We start from the raw sequence: 17,358 nt of genomic DNA, 5'->3' as shown, positions 1-17,358 counted from the left end.
CGGACCGCTAGCCCGCCTTGCGTTGTTGGCGCAACAACGAATATAGGCCGCTTCCGACGATCACAGCGCCGCCGATCAGCGTCAACTGGTCCGGGCGTTCCGCGAAGATCACAACTGCAAGGATAAGGGCGAAAACCAGTCTTGTGTAGCGGAATGGTGCCACGAACCCGATTTCACCGCAGCGCATCGCCTGCGTCAGGGCGCCGTAAGCGACAACGCCCACAATCGCGGCCCCCGCCAGCCGCAGCACCACCGGCACGGGCGGTATTTGCAACGTATCCCCTGACACCAGCGCCAGAACGATCCCCGCGCTTGTCACCACGCCAAATCCCAGCGTGCCAAGCTGCGCCATCGACATCGTGGCGGGGCTGGCGCGGGTTGCCAGATCACGCCCGGCGAATCCGATCATCCCCAGCACGGCAAAGATCGACGCGGGTTCAAAACTGCCCGGTGCCGGGCGCAGGATCAGCAAGACACCCCCAAACCCGACCGCCATCGCCAGCCAGCGCCGCCAGCCCACGGTTTCACCAAAGACGAACACCGCCCCAAGCGCCACAACCAGCGGCGTTGCCTGTAAAATGGCCGAGGTGCTGGCCAGCGGCGTCAGCGCCAGGGCCAGCGCGTAAAACAAACGCCCGCCCAATTCAAAACCTGTGCGGATCAGCAGCGGTTTGCTGAGCATCGCCGGATGCAATATCCGTTCGCGGCGCGACAGGGACAATCCCGCGAACAGCACCGTTCCGATGCCCCCGAACAGGATCAGCGACAGGCCAGCCGGGAATATCTGACTGGCGGATTTATACAGCACATCTTCGATAGCAAAGGCCGCCATCGCCAGCACCATAAAGGCGGCTCCACGTCCATTTCCGGTCGCGTGCAACGCGGTCAACCGTTGTCAGCCGACAGGCGGTCCAGCAACGTCTTGGCGGCGGCCTGTTCTGCCTGTCGTTTGGATCCGGCCTGTGCCTGCGCCGTTTCACCCGTTTGCAAGGTGACAGCGATGGTGAAAACCGGGGCGTGATCGGGGCCACTGCGGGCCTGTTCGGTATAGGTTGGCGGTTGTTGTCCCCGTGCCTGCGCCCATTCTTGCAGGCTGGTTTTTGCATCGCGGGCATCGGTATCCACCTTGTCGATCCGTTTGCCCCAATGGGTCAGGATCAGTCTCCGCGCCGCATCAAGGCCACCGTCCAGATAGACTGCGGCAATCACGGCCTCCATCGCGTCACCCAAAAGCGCCTCTTTGCGCCGCCCGCCAGACAGCATTTCAGACCGCCCCAGTTTCAGCACCTCGCCCAAGCCGATTTGCCGCGCGACATCGGCGCAGGTTTCCTTGCGCACCAGCGCGTTAAACCGCGGGGCCAGTTGTCCTTCGGATGCGCCTTTGTCTTTTGACAGCAGCGCCTCGGCCATCACCAGCCCCAGAACACGGTCGCCCATAAACTCAAGCCGCTGGTTATCCTGCCGCGATGGCGAGGACACCGAAGAATGCGTCACCGCGCGCAGCAGCAGTTCGGGCCGGGTGAACTGATGCCCAATCCGGCCCTCGAAGGCCTTCAGATCCGCTGAAATTTTCACTCGATCCCCTTGAAGAAACGATCAGACCGCCACGTCCAGAAAGCAAACAGCGACCGCCCCGCCGAGGAGAACATGATCCGGTCTGCCCGACCGATCAGGTTTTCAAACGGCACATAGCCCACGCCGCCCACGGTTTGCGGTACGCGGCTGTCGGTCGAATTGTCGCGGTTATCCCCCATGAAGAAATAATGCCCAGCCGGAACGGTATAGACCGGCGTATGATCCGATTGCTGATTGCCGATATTCAGCACATCATGGCTGACGCCATTGGGCAGCGTTTCTGTCTGGCGCGATTTTTTGCAAATGCCACCCGTGCCGACGGGGCCATTTTCACAGCGCGGGCGCAGCCCTTGCGGCCCCTGTGGTTCGGCCAATTCCTCGAACACGCCTGCATCTGCCACCTGAACGGGTTTGTTGTTGATATACAGCAGCCCTTGTTTCACCTGCACCGTATCGCCGGGCAGCCCGATCAGGCGTTTGACGTAATCCATGCCAGACACCGGATGGCGGAAGACGATCACATCACCGCGTTCGGGGTCGGACGCCATGATCCGGGTATTATCACCGTCGATAAACCCGCAAATATCCTTGGCGTCGATCACGAAACCGCCCAGACGCACCGTGGGACAAGAGGCATAGGAATACCCATAGGCCATCTTGTTCACAAACAGGAAGTCCCCGATCAGAAGCGTGTCTTTCATCGACCCGGACGGAATCCAGAACGGTTGGAAAAACAGGGTGCGGAACACGCCTGCAATCAGCAGGGCATAGACCACGGTCTTGATGGTTTCGACCAGACCGCTGTCTTTTTTGTCCTTCTTGGCCATCGGCAATTCTCCTGCAATCCGTTGTCCGCTACATGCGGGGCCGCGTCGTGGGTGTCAAGGCAATGGGCGGGCTTCGATCACCACGAAGGCCTGCGCCCAAGGGTGATCGTCAGTCAAAGTAACGTGAATGATCGCTTCGTGTCCCGGCGGCGTCATCTGATCCAGCCGTTCCCGCGCCCAGCCAGTAACCTCCATCACGGGCTGGCCGGTGCGCAGATTGCTGACGGCCATGTCCTTCCACGAAATCCCCATCCGCAGCCCGGTTCCCAAGGCTTTGGAACATGCCTCTTTTGCGGCCCAGCGCTTGGCATAGGTTCCGGCCACGTCCTTGCGGCGTTCTGCTTTACGCTGTTCCGTTTCGGTAAAGACGCGGTTGCGAAACCGATCCCCGAACCGATCCAGCGTTCCGGCGATACGGTCGATATTCGCCAGATCGGTGCCAATACCCAGGATCATTCGGCCCCCCGCACTGGCGGCAGATACAGGCAATCCCGCTCTACCGCAGTGGTCAGCCAAACACCGTTTTCCAGAACCCAGAACGGTTGCCCTTCGTCATAGGCGGCCCGTGCGTACACTGTGAAAACCACCTGTTTGCCGTTCCCGTCGCTTGCCTTGCGGGCCGACGCGGGATTGGTAAACAAACGGACATGCGATTGCGCCCCCGGCAACAACCCTTCGATCAGGGCTGTGGTCGTCAGGGTGGCGCTGGTCCCATAATACAGCGTATCGGGCGGCGGGGCCGCCTTTAGGCTTGGGTCAACGACTGTCACGCCCGCGCCTCGTCCATCAGGCGGCGCATTTCATGGATGGTCGGGGTCAGGCCGCGGAAAATCGCCTCGCCAATGATAAAATGGCCGATGTTCAGTTCCATCACTTCGGGGAAGGCGGCGATGGGTTGCACCGTGTCATAGGTCAGCCCGTGACCAGCATGGACTTCCAGCCCCAGCGAATTGGCATAGGCCGACATGTCCCGCAATGACACCAGTTCAGCATCGCGTGCTTCAAACCGACCTTCGGCGTGGGCGTCGCAATAGGCGCCGGTGTGCAGTTCGATCACCTGCGCACCAATCCGCGCGGCGGCGTCGATTTGTTTCTGGTCCGCCGCGATAAAGATCGACACCCGGCACCCTGCTTCGCGCAAGGGGGCAATGAAATGCGCCAGCTTGTTTTCTTCGCGGGCGACTTCTAGTCCACCTTCGGTTGTGCGCTCTTCGCGTTTTTCGGGAACGATACACACCGCATGGGGTTTATGCCGCAGCGCGATTTGCTGCATTTCCTGCGTGGCCGCCATTTCAAAATTCAATGGGATCGACAGCACGTCCATCAGACCATCAATATCCGCGTCCGAAATATGGCGGCGGTCTTCGCGCAGATGCGCGGTAATGCCATCGGCCCCGGCCTCTTGTGCCAGTTTGGCCGCACGCAACGGATCGGGATAAGCCCCGCCCCGCGCATTCCGAACCGTCGCCACATGGTCGATATTCACACCAAGGCGCAGTTTGTTCAAAGGCTTCATCGCCTTCTCCTTCGATTTGAATCCGTGACCCCGTAATGCGGACCCTAGTCCGCTTTGGGGGCTTCGTCAGCCTGCCTGTGCTTTTTTTTCTTCAGCGAGGCAATCTTTGCTTTCAGCGCGCCTTTGCGGCGGTGCTGATAGGCCCGGATCAGGGGGACGCTGATGTAATATGCAACCAGTCCCGTCACAATCCCCGGAAGTATCCCGCCGATCATGTAGGGAAAGAACACCTCGTCATAGAACACCTGCAATTCGTGCCATTCCACAGGCTTGCCCGTGAACACAGAAAGCAGGTTATCTTTCAGGTTTTCGCCAGCGTCCAGAAACTTGCCCGCCAGTGATCGGTGAACCTCGTGATCGTCGCCGCCATGCCGACCCAGCAGGAAATACCCGGTTTTCATGCTGATAACGCCGATCGGCACATAGGTCAGCGGATTGCCAAAGAACGTCCCAAGCAGTGCCGCAATGATATTCCCGCGCAGGATAAAGGCGATTGTTCCCGCCACGACAAAGTGCATCCCGTAGAACGGCGTAAAGGTCGTGAAAACCCCGGCAAAAATGCCCCGCGCAATTTTTTCAGGCGAATCCGGCAGGCGGTGCAGGCGGTGTTTGACGTATTTTGCAGCGCGTCCCCATCCCCCGCGAGGCCAGAAGAATTCTAGCACGATCTTCCAGACCGGCCTTCTGTCCCGACGTTTGAACACCAAGGGAAAGGTTCCTTCCTGCTTACCCTGCCTGCATACCTGACCGCGAAGGATCGCGATGGCGCTGAACGGCGGCGACATCGCTTTCCGCTTCCAGTGCAGACATCAGCGAATGCAGATGTTCCGCATCCCGCAGTTCGATATCCACCAGTAGCCGGTAAAAATCCGGTTTACGATCAACAAAATGTAGGTCCGAGATATTGGCCTTCTGTTCGCCGATCAATGTGCAAATCCGCCCCAGTACCCCGGCATCGTTGCCAATGGTCAAATCCAGCGTGGCGGTATGCACCGCCGGGTGTTTGCCAGCGTGCCAATGCAGGTCCATCCAGCGTTCCGGCTGATCTTCGTATTCGGCCAGTGCTTCGCAGTCGATGGCGTGAACCACCACGCCCTTGCCGCGATAGGTGATGCCAACGATCCGTTCCCCCGGCAGGGGTTGGCAGCATTTGGCCAGATCAAACCGCTGATCGGGGGACAGGCCCACAACGGCGCGGTGCGGCTCTACCTCATCCCCCTCGCGGGAGCTGAGTTCGGGGTAAACCGCGTGAATGACCTCGGATGCCGTCAGTTCCGCGCTGCCCAAACGGGCCAGAACCTCGTCTCGTTCATCGATTCGCAGGTGCCGGGCGGCAGTATCCAGTGCCTTATCGGTGGCCTTTTTGCCCACATGCTCAAAGGCCGAGCGCGCCAGTTCCCGCCCCAGTTTGATGAACCGCTCCCGATCCACAGCCCGCAACGCCCGGCGAATGGCGGATTTCGCCTTGCCCGTCGTTGCGATTTCCAGCCATGTCGCCTGTGGCGTCTGGCCTTCGGCGGTGATGATCTCAACGGACTGACCGTTTTTGACCCGCGTCCACAGCGGGACACGCATCCCGTCCACCTTGGCCCCCACACAGGCATTCCCGATCCGGGTGTGAATGGCATAGGCAAAATCAATCGGTGTCGCGCCCTTGGGCAGCTTCACCACCTCGCCCTTGGGGGTGAAGCAGAACACCTTGTCCGAGTACATTTCCAGCTTCACAGCTTCCATGAACGCGTCGTGGTCTTCTTCGCCGCCCATTTGTTCGGTCAGGTTGGTCAGCCATTTTGCCGGATCGACGGCAAAGGGGTTCTTGCTGCGCACGCCGTCCCGATAGGACCAATGCGCCGCCACCCCGGTTTCGGCCACGTCATGCATTTGGCGGGTGCGAATCTGTACCTCGACCCGCTTGCCATCGCGCCCGGAAACCGTGGTATGGATCGACCGATAGCCGTTCGATTTGGGTTGGCTGATGTAATCCTTGAACCGCCCCGGCACGGCCCGCCAGCGCTGGTGGATCACCCCCAGCGCACGGTAGCAATCTATTTCCGAGTTGGTGATGACGCGGAAGCCGTAGATGTCGGAAAGGCGGGAAAATCCCATGTCCTTTTCTTCCATCTTGCGCCAGATCGAATAGGGTTTTTTCGCGCGTCCAAAGACTTGCGCTTCGATCCCCGCCTCTTCCAGTTCTTGCCGCATGTCGCCGGTGATGCGGTGGATCACATCCCCGGTTTCTTTTTGCAGCATCACAAAACGGCGCATGATGCTGGCCCGACCTTCGGGATTCAGCACCTTGAAGGACAAGTCCTCCAGTTCTTCGCGCATCCATTGCATCCCCATCCGGCCTGCCAGCGGGGCGAAGATTTCCATCGTTTCGCGGGCTTTCTGAATCTGCTTGTCCGGGCGCATTGCTTTGATGGTGCGCATGTTGTGCAGACGATCCGCCAGCTTGACCAAGATCACCCGCAGATCCTTGGACATCGCCATGAACAGCTTGCGGAAGTTTTCGGCCTGCTTGGTTTCGGAGCTGGAGAGCTGAAGATTGGTAAGCTTGGTCACACCATCAACCAGATCGGCCACATCTTTGCCGAACCGCTTTTCCAGTTCGGGGTAGGACGCTTTCGTATCTTCGATTGTGTCGTGCAGCAGGGCTGTGATGATGGTTGCATCGTCCAGCCGCTGTTCCGTCAAGATTGCGGCAACGGCAACCGGATGGGTGAAATACGGTTCACCGGAATGGCGAAACTGCCCTTCGTGCATCAGGCGGCCAAAGTCATAGGCCGCCCGGATCAGGTCTTCGTTTGTCTTTGGGTTATAATTGCGGACAAGGGCGATCAGATCTTCAACCGCGATCATAATAATCCGCTTCCCGTGACTGATGCCGAGCCGTTAGCTCTGCCCTTGTGCTTCCATAAGCTGACGCAGCAGCATTTCTTCGGACATATCGTCCTCGGCGGGTTTGTCCGCCGCTTCGCCGCCACCCATCAGAAGCGCCATGTTGTCATCTTCGGGCATGTCGACTTCGATCTGGGTCTGATTGCTTTCGATCAGACGTTCGCGCAATTCATCCGCCGATTGGGTTTCTTCTGCGATTTCACGCAGGGCCACCACCGGGTTCTTGTCATTGTCGCGGTCCACCGTGATCTGGGCACCAGCGGACACTTCGCGCGCACGATGTGCGGCAAGCATTACCAGTTCGAACCGGTTCGGAACCTTGTCTACGCAGTCTTCAACGGTCACGCGGGCCATATGAGCACTCCAATCATCGAGGCGGGTTGTCTGAAAGGCGCTTTCTATTGTGAAATATGGGGATTGACAAGCCAATTATCAAATTGCTTCGACCTCTTGCAAACTCTCTTTCGGCAAGCTCTCGCACATTTGAGCAACGGTACGTCCCAGAACAGGATGAAACCAGTCCGGCGCGACGTCCCGCATCGGCACCAGAACAAAGGCGCGGTCCTGCATACGGGGGTGGGGCAAAATCAACTGATCCGGGGCGTCTTGCATCTGGCGCGACAGGGGCAGGTTGCGCCAGTGATCAAAGGTGTCCCGATCCGGCAAAACCCTTTGTCCATAGGCGATCAGGTCAATATCGACGGTCCGCGCCGCCCAACGCGTCTGACGTTCGCGGCCCAGTTCGGCCTCGACCCGGTGCAGGCATTCCAAAAGCTCTGCTGGGGGCAGGGCGGTTGCCGCGGTGACGACAGCATTGACGTAATCCGGTCCTGCCCCCGCCGGGAAGCACGGGGTTTTGTAGAACCTGCTTTGGCGCAGAATGCGCAGGCCTGCTTTGGTCAATAGCTCTAGCGCGTGTCGCAGCAGATCGCCCGGACCTTGGGCGCCAAAGCTTTGATTCGATCCCAGCGCCAGCACGATCTCTTGATCAATTGTCATTCGCGCCCTATCCTTTCGAGTGAACTAACCCACTTGCGCACTGTTTCCGATAAACTTAATTCTTATTCAGAGCTCTGCTGCTCCCTATTACACTCACACACTCACGGACAGGCAGGTCTCGCAATCGGAAGGGATTTTTTGATGTTCTACAAAGACGAGCGGCTGGCGCTGTTCATCGACGGATCGAATTTATATGCTGCGGCCAAAGCTTTGGGGTTTGATATCGACTACAAGCTGCTGCGTCAGGAATTCATGCGTCGCGGCAAACTGTTGCGGGCCTTTTACTACACAGCTTTATTAGAAAACGACGAATATTCACCTATCCGTCCTCTTGTGGACTGGCTGCATTACAACGGTTTCACGATGGTCACGAAACCGGCCAAGGAATACACCGACAGCCAAGGCCGTCGCAAAGTCAAAGGCAACATGGATATCGAATTGACCGTGGATGCTATGGAACTGGCCCCGCGCGTTGATCATATCGTGCTGTTTTCGGGCGATGGCGACTTCCGCCCGCTGGTCGAAAGCCTGCAACGTCAGGGCGTTCGGGTGTCGGTCGTGTCCACGATCCGCAGTCAGCCGCCGATGATTGCCGATGAACTGCGCCGTCAGGCCGATAATTTCATCGAGTTGGACGAGCTGAAAGAGGTGATCGGTCGTCCCCCGCGCGAAATCACGCCGGAACGCGAAGGTGTCTATTCTTCGCATTGATGACATGCAAAAAAACCGGGGCGATGCGTCCCGGTTTTTTATTTGTATAATGGCTTATCCCCCGGCGTCCTGATTGATGCCGTTATGAATTTCGATCACTTTGGCGGGCCATGTGCTTTTGATATAGGCCAAGACCGAGACGATTTGCTCATCGGTCAGAACGTCATTAAATCCCGTCATATGTGACTGATAGCCATTGCCCACCAGCTTCTCGATCCCAAGCTTCGTGATCTGGAAAAGCTGCGCATCGGGATGGTGCCATGTATGCCCGGACGGATCATGTGGCGGTGCGGGTAAATACCCTTCGGCATCGCGTTCGCGCCAGTTTTCCTGCCCTTCAAGGTTTGCGCCATGACAGGACGCGCAGTTGTCCGCATATACAGTCTGCCCGGCAGCAACCGATACCGCATCACGATAGGGCAGAAACCCAGCCTCATCCGCCCATCCGGGCGCAGCAACCAAGGTCAGCGCAAAGCAAAACCGTTTCATTTTTGACCTTCCCTTTTCCATCAAGATCAACACAGCTACAGTCCCGCAACAATACACCTCTGCGTGAGGCTCTGGGCTGGACCCCGCGCACCCTTCGGCTTACCTCTGGCCAGAAGCAGGAGACCCCGAATGACAAAACCGCCGCTTACCGTTTACCTTGCCGCCCCCCGTGGATTTTGCGCAGGCGTGGACCGCGCCATCAAGATCGTTGAAATGGCAATCCAGAAATGGGGCGCGCCCGTCTATGTTCGGCATGAAATCGTGCATAACAAATTCGTGGTCGACGGGCTGCGTGATCTGGGCGCGGTCTTCGTGGAAGAACTGGAAGATTGCCCTGACGATCGCCCGGTCATTTTTTCCGCCCACGGGGTTCCCAAATCTGTCCCGGCCGAGGCGACACGGCGCGATATGATCTTTGTCGATGCTACCTGTCCCTTGGTATCCAAGGTTCATATCGAAGCTGAACGTCATTCGGATAATGGGCTTCAGATCGTTATGATCGGTCACGCTGGACACCCCGAAACCATCGGCACGATGGGCCAGTTGCCCGAAGGCGAGGTGCTGCTGGTGGAAACCGTCGCCGATGTGGCCGTGGTTCAGGTGCGTGACCCGGATAATCTGGCGTTTGTTACCCAAACCACCCTGTCCATTGACGATACCAAGGACATCGTCGCCGCCCTTCAGGCCCGCTTTCCGGCCATTCAGGGACCGCACAAGGAAGACATCTGTTATGCCACCACCAACCGACAAGAGGCGGTAAAGGCGATGGCGGGCAAGATTGACGCGATGCTGGTGGTCGGTGCGCCAAACTCCTCGAACTCGCGCCGTCTGGTCGAGGTCGCGTCGCGCCACGGCTGTGCCTATGCGCAACTGGTGCAGCGGGCCACGGATATTGATTGGCGTGCGCTGGACGGGATCGGCGCAATCGGGATCACCGCCGGGGCTTCGGCCCCCGAATTGTTGGTGGACGAGGTCATCAACGCCCTGCGCGACCGATATGCCGTAACCATTTCCGAGGTCGAAACCGCCAAGGAAAACGTGGAATTCAAAGTGCCGCGCGTGCTTCGTACTCCCGGTCAGGCCAGCGCATGACACAGATTCCCCGTGCGCCGCTATTCCTGGGCGTTGCGGGGGTGATCCCCTTTTTATGGAGCGCCCTGACAACCCTGTCCGATCCATTGGCCGTCTGGAGTGTGCGCACCCTGTCTGCCCGGTTCACAGGGCCGTATGTGGGGATATTCTTTGGCGCGGTGATGCTAGCTTTACCTCTGGGATCCTGTGGGGCTTTGCCGCCCGCGCCCGTGATGGCAAGGCCTCATTGGGGTATGTGTTGGCGGTGCTTCCTGCGGTGTGGGCATTTGCCATGACAGGGGGCGGGGCGCGTAGTGCGGCGCTGAACCTGTCTATCGGTTTTCTGGCCAGTCTGGTGCTGGATGCGCTGTTCACTCGTTACCGTTTGACCCCAGATTGGTGGATGTCCTTGCGACTGCCGCTGACGCTTGCCACTGTTACCTGTCTTCTGATCACGGCGGCCTTATGACGATCGACCCTGAAACCATTCGCATTTACGACGCACAGGCAGATGAATATGCCCGTGTCACCGCCAGCGATCAGCCCGACCCGTTTTTGCAATCCTTCATGGATGCTGTGCCCGCAGGGGGGCAAGTGCTGGACCTGGGATGTGGGCCGGGGAATTTCGCCAGGCATATGGTCCGGGCTGGCCTGCATGTTACGGCGGTCGATGCTTCTGCCGAAATGGTGGCCCGCGCGGGACAAATTGATGGGGTCACAGCCAGGCAGGCCACGTTCGATGATCTGACGGATACCGCCATTTATCATGGGGTCTGGGCCAACTTCAGCCTGCTTCATGCCCCACGGGCAGCGATGCCCCGACATCTGGCCGCCATCCACCATGCCCTGAAACCAAAGGGGCGGTTTCATTTGGCATTGAAAACCGGCATGGGCGAAAAACGTGATCGGCTGGGGCGGTTTTATACCTACTACACCCCCGAAGAAGTGTCGTCCCTGCTGGCTGCGGCGGGTTTTACCGTCACGAAAATAACGCCGGGACGCGACAAGGGACTGGACGGGGCCGAGTCTGATTGGATAAGCGTAGCCTCCCATGCCTGATTTATACGCATATACCGACGGAGCTTGCTCCGGCAATCCCGGCCCCGGCGGCTGGGGCGTCCTGCTGCGCGCGATGGACGGCGATGCCGTGGTGAAAGAACGTGAATTATCTGGCGGAGAGGCGGACACCACCAACAACCGGATGGAACTGTTGGCCGCCATCAATGCGCTGGAAACGCTGGCTAAGCCCTCGGTTATTACTGTGGTGACGGACAGCGCCTATGTGAAAAATGGCGTCACCGGCTGGATTTTCGGCTGGAAGAAAAATGGCTGGAAAACGTCAAACAAGAAGCCCGTTAAAAACGTTGAACTGTGGCGACGTCTGGACGAGGCGCAGCGCCGCCATAATGTGACGTGGGAATGGGTCAAAGGCCACGCCGGGCACCCGGAAAACGAACGCGCGGATGAGCTGGCCCGCGCAGGCATGACCCCGTTTAAGCCCACGAAAGCCGGACAATGACGGCGCTGGCCTTGCTGGATTATGCCTCGGTCGCGGTGTTTGCGCTGACTGGCGCATTGGCGGCGTCCCGTGCGCAGCTTGATCTGGTGGGCTTCGCCTTTATCGCCAGTCTGACCGCCGTGGGTGGTGGTACGCTGCGCGACGTCCTGTTGAACCGTGACGCCGTATTCTGGATTGCCCAGCCTGCCTATATCGGTGTGACGGCCAGTGCCGCGCTGCTGGTTTTCTTCACCGCGCATCTGTTGGAAAGCCGCTATCGCGCTTTGCTGTGGCTCGACAGTCTGGCGTTGGCTGTGGCGGTGCCCGCCGGGGTCAGTCTGGCCCTTAGCCTGAACCAACCTGCCCCTATCGTTCTGATCATGGGCATTATCACCGGCACGTTCGGCGGCCTGATGCGTGATGTTGTGTGTAACGAGGTGCCGCTGGTCCTGAAACAGGGCGAACTGTATGTCACCGCCGCTTTTGCCGGGTCCGCCGCGGCCCTGATTGCTCAGGCACTGGATCATTCCGCGCTGGTCGCCCTGACTGCCTGCGCCTTGACCACATGGGCGCTGCGGGCGGGGTCTTTGGCGTTCGGTTGGCGTTTGCCAGTCTACAAAAGCCGTCCGCCACGGCAATAGCCGACACTGGATCAGAAGCACCGGCCCAGCGGCTCTTTCTTGGAAAAAATATCCGATCGCAACGCCCGCCACGGGCGCAACGATCTGCTATTTTTTCACATAGGTCTGCCAAAGCCAGATCAGAAGCAAAGACCCCAGAACCGCCCCGACCAGCCCGGCAAAAGCGCCCATCATGCTGAGCAGAAACCGCAGCACAAAGCCCCCGATCAGCGCCCCGGCCATACCAATCACGACTGTTGTGATAATATCGGCCTCCACCCGCATCAGCCGCGTTGCCAGAAATCCTGCTGCCGCGCCTATGATCACCAGCCAGATAATGCCCATCGCATCCTCCTATTTACGGAACCGGGTCGGGACGATGATCAGCGCCCCGACGGCTGAAATGATGGCATCCACCCCCGGCGCGCCAAAGCGCAAGCTGAACATGACCCGCAAAAAATAGAACAGAAAAGCGCCGCCCACGCAGATGATGATCGACGGGATATAGCCATTGCGCGTGAAACCCGTCCGCTCCGAGGCATAGCCGACGATCCCGGCAATTACGACCGTTCCGATCAGGGTGGGAAACATCGCCCCCTCCGGTTTACAGGCGGGTTCCCTTGGGCAAGGGCATCCCGCGCAGGAATTCATTGGCATCCTGCGCCCCCTTTCCAGCCCGTTGCAAGCGCAAAATCTGAACCGCGCCGGTTCCGCAGGCCACGGTCAGCATATCATCCAGAACCTCGCCCGGTGCGCCTGTCCCGTGAACCAACCGCGAGGCCAACAGTTTCAGCCGCCCGCCATCAATATCGACCCAAGCCCCCGGAAACGGCGACAAACCCCGGATTTTACGATCCACCTCTTCAGCCGGGGCCGACCAATCCACGGCCGCTTCGACCTTGTCGATCTTATGGGCATAGGTCACGCCCGCCTCCGGCTGCGTTTCTGGTGTCAAAGCCTCTAGTTGGGTTAAAGCCTCGACAATCAGGGTGGACCCCATCTTGGACAGGCGGTCATGCAATTGCGCTGTTGTCTCCTCGGCTCCGATGGGCGTTGCCCGGCGCAGCAATACGGGGCCAGTGTCCAGCCCGGCCTCCATCTGCATGATACAAACCCCGGTTTCTGCATCCCCGGCCATGATCGCGCGATGAATAGGCGCCGCACCGCGCCAGCGCGGCAGCAAAGACGCATGAATGTTCAGGCAACCATGTTTCGGGGCGTCCAGCACCGCCTGCGGCAGGATCAACCCATAGGCTACGACAACCGCAACATCTGCCGCCAGCCCGGAAAACGCCGCTTGCTCCTCTGCCCCTTTCAGGGAAACAGGGTGGCGCACCTCCAGCCCCAGATCCAAAGCCCGCGCATGAACCGGGGTGGGGCGATCCTTTTTCCCGCGCCCTGCGGGGCGGGGGGGCTGGCAATAAACCGCTGCAATCTCATGTCCGGCTTTCACCAGCGCATCCAGCACTGGCACGGAAAACTCGGGTGTCCCCATGAAAACGATCCGCATATTTTGCCCCTTCATTTTGTCCCCGAATATCCCCGGCATAGCTGTTGGACGATATGGGGAAAGCCCTGTGTCAGCCCGTATCTACAGGCCGGGTAATTCAATTACCACTGCGGCGTGATCACTGGCGTGAGGGCGGTGATGTCCGACCTGCGGCAGATGCGGGCCGGGGTTGCGGTGGGTTTCCAGCCCCATGCCCTGTCGTAAAATCCCAGGGCACGCATCAGGGAACCGTCGGGCAAATGCAGGGCTGGCCAGCAGCGCATCAGGGTGGCCATAGCTGTGATCATGTGGATTGTGCCACGACCAGCGATCCTGATGGGGCAGGCGGGTCAGCAGATCGGTGGCGATGGTTTCCAGTTCAGACAGCACACGAGGGCGAGATGGGCTGCGGATCGGTTCGTTCAGATCACCAAGGATCAACCATAGCGCCCGTGGGTCTGTCTGGTCGCGCTGAACGATGTGGCGCAGGGCCAGTGCCTCGGCCCGCCGGATGGTCCATGTGCGGTCGGTTTCCGGGTAGGGGGCTTTCAGATGGCAGATATAAAGCGTCAGTGCGCCGACCGTGACGCGCAATACATCGCGTCGAAAGACGGGTTGGTCCGAGGGCATATCGGGCAGGCGCAGACCCAAAGAGGCAGGCGTGTCCTGCGCATGGCTGAGCGGGTTCAGTAACGGCAGGCGCGACATCACCGCAACGTCCAGCCCGCGCCCATCATTGCCGGGCAGGCACAGACGGTAGGGATAGCGTGTCCCGATAGGAAGCAGATAGTGATCGTGGAAATAATCCAGCGTGGGTTGATCGAATACCTCTTGCAGGGCGAACACATCGGCATCTGCATCGCGGATCACGCGCGCGCTGAGCCGACGATCCAGCGAATCCAGCGCACGGGCCTCTGGCCCCTGATCTTCGGGAACATCTGCGTCGCGCGCGCCATCCAAATGGGGGCCGCGCAGGCGCAGGTTTTGCAGGTTGAAGGTGGCGATCTTCATGGTTCGCCCCCTTTTACGTTTTGCCTCAGATAGCTGACGAATGACCGGCTTTCGACAGATCGTAAGCGTCGAAAGCACGGGCGATCATCCGCGTCAAAGGCCGGGCGTGGGGCGGAATAAACAGCCCGTCCGGGGTTTGTTCGACCATCCCGGCGAATTCTGTCTTTGCCACGTCATACATGGTGTTCAGCGCAGATTGCGACAGGCCGTAGTTGTCTTTTAGCTCGTCGTCGTAGGTGCGGAAATCACACATCAGCATTTCTATGATGCGACCGCGCAGTTTATCCTCGGGCGAAAACTTGTGCCCCCGTGCCGTGGAAAAGCGCCCCTCGCGGATTGCGCCGGTGTGAACCCCGGTCGAGGGGGCATTTTGCGCATAGCCCTGCGGGAACCGCGAAATCGAGGATGCGCCGATACCAACCAGAACCTCGGACATGTCGTCGGTATAGCCTTGGAAATTCCGGCGCAGTTTGCCGGTTTTCTGCGCAATGGTCAGGCCGTCGGATTGGGTGGCGAAATGGTCAATCCCGATTTCTGCGTAGTTATCCCAGACGAACAGGCGGCGTGCCGTTTCAAACAGGTCCAGCCGTTCCTGCGGAGTGGGCAATGCGTCTGACGGGATCAACTGCTGACGTTTGGCCATCCACGGCACATGGGCATAGCCATATAGGGCCACACGATCAGGATTCAGCGACAAAAGTTTTTGCACGCTTTCGGTGATTCGTTCCTTGGACTGGTGTGGCAACCCATACAGGATATCTGCGTTCAGGCTGTAGACACCGTGGGATCGGATGGCTTCGATGGCGTCGCGCGTGACGTCGTAGCCTTGTATTCGGCCAATGGTTTTCTGAATCTCGTCGTCGAAATCCTGCACCCCGATCGAGGCGCGATTCATCCCCGCAGCGGCCAGCGCGGCCAGACGGGAATCGTCAATTTCATTCGGGTCGATTTCAACCGAAAATTCATAACCTTCCGCAAAAGGTGCCACATCCATGATGGCCCCGGTCAGATCCGTCATCATATCGGCGGTCAGCAGCGTGGGCGTGCCGCCGCCCCAATGCAGCCGATTCAGGCGCACACCTTCGGGCAAATCGCGTTTCAGAAGGTGCAGTTCGGCCTTCAGGGTTTCCAAATAAGCGCGGACAGGGGATTCGCTTTGGGTGCCTTGTGTGCGACAGGCGCAAAACCAGCACAGGCGGCGACAAAAAGGCACATGCACATAGAGCGAAATATCGGACCCCGGCGGTATCTCCTTGATCCAGTTAGAGAAATCGCCCGGAGCGACATCGTTCGAGAAGTGAGGCGCCGTTGGGTAACTCGTGTAACGAGGTACCTTCGCGTCAAACAGCCCCAGTTTTGCAAGTTGCGTTTTCGTTTCCATAGGCCTAGCCTTTAGGGGAAACAGGACGGGTCATCCTTGACCCAGATCAAGCGCGCGACGGACCGACATGCTGAAGGAAGAGACAGTCTCTCACAATCATAATTGTGAGGAATGCCCCATTCGCCACAGGGCTGTTTGTGCCCGGTGCGAAACCGATGAATTAGAGCGGCTGGAAGAGATCAAGTATTACCGCAGCTTTGAAGCTGGCCAAACGGTGATCTGGTCCGGCGACAAAATGGATTTTGTCGGCTCGGTCGTGTCTGGCATCGCCACGCTGACCCAAACGATGGAGGATGGGCGCACCCAGATGGTCGGCCTGCTGCTGCCATCGGATTTCGTGGGGCGTCCGGGGCGCGAAGGGTCGGCCTATGATGTGGTGGCGACAACCGATCTGGTGATGTGCTGTTTCCGCAAGAAACCATTTGAACAGATGATGGAGCGCACCCCGCATATCGCGCAGCGGTTGCTGGAAATGACGCTGGATGAACTGGATGCGGCCCGCGAATGGATGCTGGTGCTGGGCCGGAAAACCGCCCGCGAAAAAATCGCATCCTTGCTGTCGATCATCGCACGGCGGGACGCCTCTCTGAACCTGCGCCCGACGCAGGGGGCGCTGGTGTTCGACCTGCCCCTGACGCGCGAGGCGATGGCGGATTATCTGGGCCTGACGCTGGAAACGGTCAGCCGCCAGATTTCCGCGCTGAAACGCGATGGGGTGATTCATCTGGAAGGCAAGCGCCACGTCACTGTGCCGGATTTCACCCGCCTGATGGAAGAAGCAGGCGACGACGCAGACGGCGGGATGCTGGCTTGATTACCGGCCCAAGGTCGGGGCTAGTTGGATTGCTTGCCCGATCTTGCTGCTACCGCGTATCCCCCCAGCTCTGCGTTCTGCGTGGTAAAGCGCCTAAAAAAGCGCCTAAAGCGGACAGTCTGCGCAGGGTAGTTCAAGGTCCGCAGTGCGGACATTGCCGTCATTCGTTGCTTACCAAAGAAGGACTGCTTATCCGGGGGAGCGACCTTAACCGGCTCAGGGCGGCCCTGAACGATACCTTCACGGGCTTTCGCCACGATTGTCTCATAGAGGGCGTTAACCTCCGCCGCCCGGACCTTGGCTTCCTTGGCATCCCCGGTTTTGAGGGACTGTTTCAGCGCCTGACCCAGCACAGGTTGCAGGACCTTGGGATAGTTGCGGCGATACAGCCACGTTTGTTGTTTGAGATACGCGTAAGCAATACGCATGACTCCTCCTTTTGGGGCGGTTGCCCCAGTT

Annotated in this window: 24 protein-coding genes; 7 read left to right on the top strand and 17 right to left on the bottom strand. The window is 59.1% G+C overall.

Going from position 1 to position 17,358, the window contains the following annotated elements:
* Positions 1 to 7: 7 nt before the first annotated feature.
* The 10 genes from FN828_RS12470 to folK form a co-directional block, all read right to left on the bottom strand.
* Positions 8 to 880 (bottom strand): DMT family transporter, encoded by an 873-nt coding sequence (locus FN828_RS12470; RefSeq protein WP_268987211.1) that lies wholly within the window; start codon positions 878 to 880, stop codon positions 8 to 10.
* Positions 881 to 885: 5 nt separating this feature from the next.
* Entirely contained in the window at positions 886 to 1,575 is a 690-nt protein-coding gene (gene rnc, locus FN828_RS12465) for a ribonuclease III (protein WP_142493808.1), read from the bottom strand.
* Entirely contained in the window at positions 1,572 to 2,402 is an 831-nt protein-coding gene (gene lepB, locus FN828_RS12460) for a signal peptidase I (RefSeq protein ID WP_142493807.1), read from the bottom strand. Before lepB ends, rnc begins: the two co-directional genes overlap by 4 nt.
* A 54-nt stretch (positions 2,403 to 2,456) precedes the next feature.
* Positions 2,457 to 2,858 (bottom strand): holo-ACP synthase, encoded by a 402-nt coding sequence (acpS, locus tag FN828_RS12455; protein WP_142493806.1) that lies wholly within the window; start codon positions 2,856 to 2,858, stop codon positions 2,457 to 2,459.
* Positions 2,855 to 3,172, bottom strand: coding sequence for an RNA 2'-phosphotransferase (locus tag FN828_RS12450; protein WP_142493805.1), 318 nt, complete (start codon positions 3,170 to 3,172; stop codon positions 2,855 to 2,857). The genes acpS and FN828_RS12450 overlap by 4 nt, the downstream gene beginning before the upstream one ends.
* Entirely contained in the window at positions 3,169 to 3,918 is a 750-nt protein-coding gene (locus FN828_RS12445) for a pyridoxine 5'-phosphate synthase (RefSeq protein WP_142493804.1), read from the bottom strand. Before FN828_RS12445 ends, FN828_RS12450 begins: the two co-directional genes overlap by 4 nt.
* 44 nt (positions 3,919 to 3,962) lie before the next feature.
* Positions 3,963 to 4,625, bottom strand: a complete 663-nt coding sequence (locus tag FN828_RS12440) for a DUF2062 domain-containing protein (protein WP_142493803.1) — start codon at positions 4,623 to 4,625, stop codon at positions 3,963 to 3,965.
* Positions 4,626 to 4,644: 19 nt separating this feature from the next.
* The gene (locus tag FN828_RS12435) at positions 4,645 to 6,777 is read right to left on the bottom strand and encodes a RelA/SpoT family protein (RefSeq protein ID WP_142493802.1); all 2,133 of its coding nucleotides are present in this window, start codon (positions 6,775 to 6,777) and stop codon (positions 4,645 to 4,647) included.
* A 33-nt stretch (positions 6,778 to 6,810) separates the two neighbouring features.
* Entirely contained in the window at positions 6,811 to 7,170 is a 360-nt protein-coding gene (gene rpoZ, locus FN828_RS12430; protein ID WP_142493801.1) for a DNA-directed RNA polymerase subunit omega, read from the bottom strand.
* 78 nt (positions 7,171 to 7,248) lie between these two features.
* A complete protein-coding gene (gene folK, locus FN828_RS12425) occupies positions 7,249 to 7,815 on the bottom strand; it encodes a 2-amino-4-hydroxy-6-hydroxymethyldihydropteridine diphosphokinase (protein ID WP_142493800.1) in 567 nt (188 codons plus the stop codon).
* Positions 7,816 to 7,956: 141 nt separating this feature from the next.
* Here folK and FN828_RS12420 point away from each other — a divergent pair, with 141 nt between their 5' ends.
* Complete coding sequence (locus FN828_RS12420; protein ID WP_142493799.1) at positions 7,957 to 8,526, top strand: LabA-like NYN domain-containing protein; 570 nt, start codon at positions 7,957 to 7,959, stop codon at positions 8,524 to 8,526.
* 54 nt (positions 8,527 to 8,580) lie between these two features.
* On the opposite strand, the gene FN828_RS12415 is transcribed toward FN828_RS12420, so the two are convergent.
* Positions 8,581 to 9,015, bottom strand: coding sequence for a c-type cytochrome (locus FN828_RS12415; protein WP_142493798.1), 435 nt, complete (start codon positions 9,013 to 9,015; stop codon positions 8,581 to 8,583).
* A gap of 129 nt (positions 9,016 to 9,144) precedes the next feature.
* Between FN828_RS12415 and ispH the strand changes: the two genes are divergently transcribed.
* Genes ispH through FN828_RS12390 form a run of 5 tightly spaced genes read left to right on the top strand, consistent with a single transcriptional unit; the run spans position 9,145 to position 12,225 of the window.
* Positions 9,145 to 10,107 carry a 4-hydroxy-3-methylbut-2-enyl diphosphate reductase gene (gene ispH / locus FN828_RS12410; protein WP_142493797.1) on the top strand — a complete coding sequence of 321 codons (963 nt, stop codon included), beginning with the start codon at positions 9,145 to 9,147 and terminating at the stop codon, positions 10,105 to 10,107.
* Positions 10,108 to 10,162: 55 nt separating this feature from the next.
* On the top strand, positions 10,163 to 10,555 hold the full coding sequence (locus FN828_RS12405) for a DUF3429 domain-containing protein (RefSeq protein WP_328592212.1): 393 nt from the start codon (positions 10,163 to 10,165) through the stop codon (positions 10,553 to 10,555).
* Positions 10,552 to 11,145 (top strand): class I SAM-dependent DNA methyltransferase, encoded by a 594-nt coding sequence (locus tag FN828_RS12400; protein ID WP_142493796.1) that lies wholly within the window; start codon positions 10,552 to 10,554, stop codon positions 11,143 to 11,145. The genes FN828_RS12405 and FN828_RS12400 overlap by 4 nt, the downstream gene beginning before the upstream one ends.
* Entirely contained in the window at positions 11,138 to 11,605 is a 468-nt protein-coding gene (rnhA, locus tag FN828_RS12395; RefSeq protein ID WP_142493795.1) for a ribonuclease HI, read from the top strand. Before FN828_RS12400 ends, rnhA begins: the two co-directional genes overlap by 8 nt.
* On the top strand, positions 11,602 to 12,225 hold the full coding sequence (locus FN828_RS12390) for a trimeric intracellular cation channel family protein (protein WP_142493794.1): 624 nt from the start codon (positions 11,602 to 11,604) through the stop codon (positions 12,223 to 12,225). Before rnhA ends, FN828_RS12390 begins: the two co-directional genes overlap by 4 nt.
* An 87-nt stretch (positions 12,226 to 12,312) precedes the next feature.
* On the opposite strand, the gene FN828_RS12385 is transcribed toward FN828_RS12390, so the two are convergent.
* From FN828_RS12385 to hemN, 5 genes are all read right to left on the bottom strand, one after another.
* Positions 12,313 to 12,549, bottom strand: coding sequence for a GlsB/YeaQ/YmgE family stress response membrane protein (locus FN828_RS12385; protein ID WP_142493793.1), 237 nt, complete (start codon positions 12,547 to 12,549; stop codon positions 12,313 to 12,315).
* A gap of 9 nt (positions 12,550 to 12,558) precedes the next feature.
* Positions 12,559 to 12,795: a hypothetical protein gene (locus tag FN828_RS12380; protein ID WP_142493792.1), complete on the bottom strand. Its 237-nt coding sequence runs from the start codon at positions 12,793 to 12,795 to the stop codon at positions 12,559 to 12,561.
* A 13-nt stretch (positions 12,796 to 12,808) separates the two neighbouring features.
* Positions 12,809 to 13,714, bottom strand: a complete 906-nt coding sequence (gene fmt / locus FN828_RS12375) for a methionyl-tRNA formyltransferase (protein ID WP_142493791.1) — start codon at positions 13,712 to 13,714, stop codon at positions 12,809 to 12,811.
* A gap of 81 nt (positions 13,715 to 13,795) precedes the next feature.
* The gene (locus FN828_RS12370) at positions 13,796 to 14,704 is read right to left on the bottom strand and encodes an endonuclease/exonuclease/phosphatase family protein (RefSeq protein ID WP_142493790.1); all 909 of its coding nucleotides are present in this window, start codon (positions 14,702 to 14,704) and stop codon (positions 13,796 to 13,798) included.
* A 25-nt stretch (positions 14,705 to 14,729) separates the two neighbouring features.
* Entirely contained in the window at positions 14,730 to 16,085 is a 1,356-nt protein-coding gene (gene hemN / locus FN828_RS12365) for an oxygen-independent coproporphyrinogen III oxidase (protein ID WP_142493789.1), read from the bottom strand.
* 67 nt (positions 16,086 to 16,152) lie between these two features.
* On the opposite strand from hemN, the gene fnrL reads away from it, so the two are divergent.
* A complete protein-coding gene (fnrL, locus tag FN828_RS12360; protein WP_142493788.1) occupies positions 16,153 to 16,899 on the top strand; it encodes a transcriptional regulator FnrL in 747 nt (248 codons plus the stop codon).
* Between the two features lie 20 nt (positions 16,900 to 16,919).
* Here fnrL and FN828_RS20535 read toward each other — a convergent pair.
* Positions 16,920 to 17,358 (bottom strand): DUF6538 domain-containing protein (locus FN828_RS20535; RefSeq protein WP_328592211.1); only part of this gene is annotated, 439 nt, incomplete at its 5' end.

Source organism: Thalassovita litoralis, from assembly GCF_900182725.1.
GTDB lineage: Bacteria > Pseudomonadota > Alphaproteobacteria > Rhodobacterales > Rhodobacteraceae > Thalassobius > Thalassobius litoralis.
Note: the sequence above shows the minus strand (reverse complement) of the source record. Positions and strands in the feature narration are given on the sequence as shown.